The organism is Curtobacterium sp. PhB142 (assembly GCF_004341255.1).
Taxonomy (GTDB): domain Bacteria; phylum Actinomycetota; class Actinomycetes; order Actinomycetales; family Microbacteriaceae; genus Curtobacterium.
This window is the reverse complement of the sequence record NZ_SLUT01000022.1, coordinates 1-5,014: the sequence shown is the minus strand read 5'-3', so window position 1 is coordinate 5,014 and position 5,014 is coordinate 1. Positions and strand designations below refer to the sequence as shown.

The following is a 5,014-nucleotide window of genomic DNA, read 5'->3' as shown; positions in this document are numbered from 1 at the left end:
CGGGGTCGACGCCGAGTGAGTGGAGGCCGTCACGCTGCGCGGCGAGGTCCTGGCCAGAGGTCGAGACGCGGGCGTATCCGACGAGCATGCGACGAGCATGCGACGAGCATGCGACGACTGTAGCGTTTAAGGCACCTTCACCGGGCATTTATGCGGGACAGTCATACGGGAATCGCGGGCCCACGTAACTGCTGGGTTCTGGCCCTCATCTCAAGGCGTTCAACTCTGCACCGGTGGACGACCGGCTTCCGGGCGCCGCGTCGACACTCCTTGGTCTGTCTCAATCTCGGCGGCGAGGCGACTTGGTGGACTAACTCCCCGTCGCACTTCTCCCATCGTTTTTGCGTAAACCGCAGGGTCCCCGGCGTTCTCAGGGAGTTCCGCAGGAAGACCCCATCTTCTCCCTGGCGGTGACGAGACCGCGGGCGCCGTCGGCGGTGAGGCCGTCTACCGATGAACGCGGATCCTCCGGATTCGACCAACGGAACGTTCAGCCCCGACCGTTAAGCCGACATAGGATCCGCGACCACTCTCCCCGAGTGGCTGCGCGACTTCGCATAATGCGCCGCCACTGTCCGCGGAATCGTCGAACTCGTGGCGCCGGCCCTCGGCAGTCCCGAGTCAGCGCGTTGCGACTCTCGCGCGGCGATCCGAGTAACCGACTCCGGACTCCTCGCCCGCGGGTTCAGCTCGATGCAGAAAAATTTATGACTGCTGCAGCTCTCACGGCAATACGCACCTGACCTGCAGCCGGCTGAGGCTTTTCCGCCTCCACCACGGTCAGCACCTCCGGACCGCCGAACTGGGCGAACGACACTTTCTTCCTATCTCTCTTCTCTCGTGTCAGGAAAACAGCGGCTACACGTTCCGGATGGCAGCTGGTGCCGCGTCGTGAGCGACCGTCGAGACAAGCGTTAGGGCGAGGCCGGTGGCTCGCGTGAGTTCGTCTCGAGATGCGCCAAGCTCAGCGCGAGTGGACAGGCCCTGCCAAATCGTCTGCACAAGCTCTGCCAGGACGGCAGAGTCCACCGTGCCCGAAAGAGCGCCCTCGAGCGATGCCTGTTCAAGAAGCTGGCGCAACCGAGCTTCGTCGGAGCGTTGCAAGTCGGCGACGAACGAGCGGACGTCAAGAGTGGAAGACGTATCGGACATCACCGCACTGCTCGTCAAACAACCCGGGTGCCCCTCGTCCGTTCGCGTGAATTCGATCACGGACTCACTCAGCAGACGCTCGATGGCTCCGAGCACGGTCGACTCGTCGAGCGCCCGATCGTAGATTGCGCTGTACCGCAGCGCGTACACCCGGACCGCCTCGTCGAAGAGGTCAGCCTTCGTTCCGAACGCGGCATACAGGCTCGAACTCGAGATCTCCAGCGCGGCGGTGAGCATACGAGTGGAGGTGCCTGAGAAGCCGTGGCGCCAGAAGAGATGGGCGGCCTGCCGAAGCGCGTCGTCTCGGTCAAACGCACGCGGTCGGCCAGCGGGTCGGGGTGGCATGTTGACCATTCTAGATCAACTGCACCACAATAGGAATATGGAGCAAACGACTCAGAAACAGGTTGAGGTCGACGGCAGCTGGGTAACCGTCGATGTGTACGGCGAACCCGACGGGCCAGTGATCGTCATCATTCCGGGCGTCATGGCAGACGCCGCGGGATGGGCACCGGTGGCCCACCACTTGGAGGGGTGGCCGACCGTCGCCGTGGTCAATCGGCGTGGCCGGAATCCTTCCGGCCCACTAACCGACACGTACGACCTTCACACTGAGGTTCGGGACGCCGAGGCTGTCCTGCGCGAATTCTCCGACGTGCGCACCCTCTTCGGCTGGAGCTACGGCGGCCTGATCTCGTTGCACCTCGCGAACACGATCGAGGTCCCCCACTTGATCGCCTACGAGCCGATCATGGCACCCTTCGGTGCAGAGGCATTGCCGGATTTGAAGACTGCACACGCCAACGGCGACCTCGATCGCACTGTTGAGGTCGCGCTCGGTAAGGTCACGGGCATGCCCGAAACGGTCATCGAGTTTTTCCGCGCCGACAGTGCCATGTGGGCCGGGATGCAAGCCGTCAGTTCCCCGCTCTTCAGCGAGACACAGTCACTCAACGACGCACCAGTACCGGACGAGTTCGCGCGGAAAGCTTCACAAATCGACCTCATCGTGGGTGAACGCAACCTCGGTCAGGCGCCGTACGGCACAACGTTCGACCACGTTGCCCGCCTCACTCCTCGAGGCACCGTGCACGAACTTGCTGGACAGGCGCATCTGGCGCACCTGGAAGCCCCTGACCAGCTCGCCGCGCTGGTCAACCAGCTGCGCGTCACGACGGCGTAACTCGACTCGGCCAGCGGAGACACTCATGATTCCACGACTCGATTCCCGATCCTTCGCGAACATCGCCGCGCGAACCGGTCTCCCGTCGGCCGATTTCGAGGCACTGAAACCAGTCCTCGAGACGGTGTTGACGATCATCGATCCGCTCATGCAGGACCGGAGCGAACCCGCTCCGCTGGTCGACCAGTCGCGATCGCCATCGCCCAGCGAGGACCCGTTCAATGCCTTCGTCCGGCGTTGCGAGATCCCGCCCACCGGCAGCGGACTCTTGAACGGCGCCCGGATAGCGGTCAAGGACGCGATCGCCGTCGCCGGCGTCCTACTCACCGGCGGTTCCACCTTGTTGCAGGACCTCATCCCCTCCCAGCACAGCACCGTCGTACAGCGAGTACTCGACGCCGGTGCAACCATCGTCGGCCTGACGAACATGGACGCGTTCGGCTTCTCCGGGGGTGGGGAATCCAGCAGCTTCGGTCCCACATTGAACCAGCTCGACACGGCCCGATCCGCCGGCGGATCCTCCAGCGGCAGCGCCGCAGCTCTGCACTACTCAGACATCGACCTCACTATCGGCGCCGACCAGGGCGGCTCAGTCCGCATCCCCGCGAGCTGGTGCGGTGTGATCGGTCTCAAGCCCACACACGGCCTCGTCCCGTACACCGGCGCCATGGGCATCGACGCAACCTTCGACCACCTCGGGCCGATGGCGCGCACCGTCGAAGACATCGCCAAACTCCTCACCGTCATCGCCGGCCCAGACGGGGTCGACCCCCGACAGGCCCGTACCGACGGCGACCTGTGGACCCGCAACCGCGACTACCTCCATGCGGTTCGTAGCGCACCGGACACTCTCGCCGGCATCCGGATAGGAGTCCTGACGGAAGCCACAGGGGATGGGGTCGTCGCACGGGAAGTCGATGAGTCTTTCGTCCGGACGCTCGGAAGACTGAAAGCAATCGGGGCATCCGTCGGGGACGTATCCGAGCCAGCTCATGCAGCTCTCGGCCCCGTCGCCTTCGCAGTGTTCGTCGAAGGCATGGCTGCCCTGCTCAACGCTGGCGGCAACGGTCACCACTGGCGAGGCCGATACGTACCCGAGTTCGCTGCCGCCCTGAGGTCCGGGCTTGACGACCGAGCCGAGCAGCTGTCACCCCAGGTCCAGGTCGCCATCATCCTTGGGGAATGGCTCCGACAGCACTACCGCGGCGAGGTCTACGCCCGCGCACAGAACGACCGTCAGCGCCTCCGAGACAGCTACAGCACCGCCTTCGACAGCGTCGACCTTCTCATCATGCCGACCGTGCCGAGCCTCCCTCACCGCCTCGACGATGAGCTCGACCTCAGTGCACGAGTCCTCCGCGGGTGGGACGTGCTCACGAACACCTCCCCCACTGATATGACCGGTCACCCCGCAATCACCCTCCCCATCGACACCGCAGACGGCCTCCCATGCGGCACGATGTTGGTCGGTCCCCACGGTTCCGAAGAGGCGCTTCTTTCCGCCGCCGCCACAATTGAGAAAACGCTCGGATTACACACGCCATCGTTTGGAAACAACGCGTGAAAATACCCGTTCCGACAACACGCGAATCGATCGAGTTCGAATCAGAGGGGCGGACGCTCCGCGGTGAGCTTCGCCGACCAGAAGGCGCAGGCCCGTTCCCAGCGATCGTCCTCACTCACGGGCTCGCCTTCGTGATCGGGTTCTTCGAGCACCACAACTTCCCTCAGTTCCTTGCTGGACAAGGCTTCGTGACGCTCACCTACGACCACCCCAACACTGGACTCAGCGACGGCCTCCCCCGACAGGAAATCGACCCCATCGCACAACAACGTGCGTACTCCGACGCCATCACCTACCTTTCGACCCGCGCCGACGTTGCCCCTGACAGGATCGGCATCTGGGGGATGAGCTACTCCGGCGGACACGTACTTGCCGTTGCCGCTTCCGACCCTCGAGTTCGCTGCGTTGTCGCGCAGACACCGACCGTCGACGGCCGCCGCAACCTCCAGCGCCGACTCTCGACAAAACAGCTCGCCGAGCAACAACGAGCCTGGGCTCAAGACAGAGTCGATCGCGCACATGGCCTACCGCCGAAGACTCTTCCTTCAGGACCACCGGCGGCAGAACAGTTCGTAGCATCGCTGTCCACCAAAGCGCGAAGCAGCTTCCAACCGTTCATGACCCAACGCAGCCAAGAGTGGTACTTCTCCACCATTCCAGGCACGACGATGCCCTACATCTCACCGACCCCCCTCCTCGTTATCGTCGCCACCGACGATCAGGTCACACCGGCAGCCGACACCCGGCTCGCCTTCGACCAGGCCCTCGAACCGAAGCTGCTACTTGAAGTCCCTGGCGGACACTTCGACGTCTACGGCCGCCTTTATGAGGAGTGTGCCGCTGCCGCCTCGGACTGGTTCAGCCGACATCTACGCGACCCGTCGCATACGAAAGCCAACCAGCAGCGATAACTGTCGCAGCATATTGAAGGTCACGCAGAGCTCGATCATCGTGCCGCCACGAGACGCCAGCAAGAGCAGTCGCGTCGTAAGTAGTGACAGGTCTCGCACAGCCAGAGGGGATCGTTCAGTGAGACGAGGGCGCCGGTGGTGGTGTCTATGCTGCTGCACGATGTCGACGATCTGCCCGAGCACCTTCGATAGGTGGAGATGTGA

The 5,014-nt window shown here is 63.7% G+C and carries 4 protein-coding genes and 1 pseudogene; 3 read left to right on the top strand and 2 right to left on the bottom strand.

Going from position 1 to position 5,014, the window contains the following annotated elements; translation table 11 throughout:
- Together EDF31_RS20435 and EDF31_RS19725 are read right to left on the bottom strand one after the other, a co-directional pair.
- Positions 1 to 148: pseudogene (locus tag EDF31_RS20435) on the bottom strand (recombinase); the annotation flags it as partial.
- Positions 149 to 858: 710 nt separating this feature from the next.
- Entirely contained in the window at positions 859 to 1,497 is a 639-nt protein-coding gene (locus EDF31_RS19725; RefSeq protein ID WP_131847779.1) for a TetR/AcrR family transcriptional regulator, read from the bottom strand.
- Between the two features lie 37 nt (positions 1,498 to 1,534).
- Here EDF31_RS19725 and EDF31_RS19720 point away from each other — a divergent pair, with 37 nt between their 5' ends.
- The 3 genes from EDF31_RS19720 to EDF31_RS19710 are packed head-to-tail and all read left to right on the top strand — an operon-like array spanning position 1,535 to position 4,810.
- On the top strand, positions 1,535 to 2,335 hold the full coding sequence (locus tag EDF31_RS19720) for an alpha/beta hydrolase (RefSeq protein WP_131847777.1): 801 nt from the start codon (positions 1,535 to 1,537) through the stop codon (positions 2,333 to 2,335).
- Positions 2,336 to 2,360: 25 nt separating this feature from the next.
- Positions 2,361 to 3,899 carry an amidase family protein gene (locus EDF31_RS19715; RefSeq protein WP_131847775.1) on the top strand — a complete coding sequence of 513 codons (1,539 nt, stop codon included), beginning with the start codon at positions 2,361 to 2,363 and terminating at the stop codon, positions 3,897 to 3,899.
- A complete protein-coding gene (locus EDF31_RS19710; protein ID WP_279387376.1) occupies positions 3,896 to 4,810 on the top strand; it encodes an alpha/beta hydrolase in 915 nt (304 codons plus the stop codon). Before EDF31_RS19715 ends, EDF31_RS19710 begins: the two co-directional genes overlap by 4 nt.
- Positions 4,811 to 5,014: the final 204 nt, after the last annotated feature.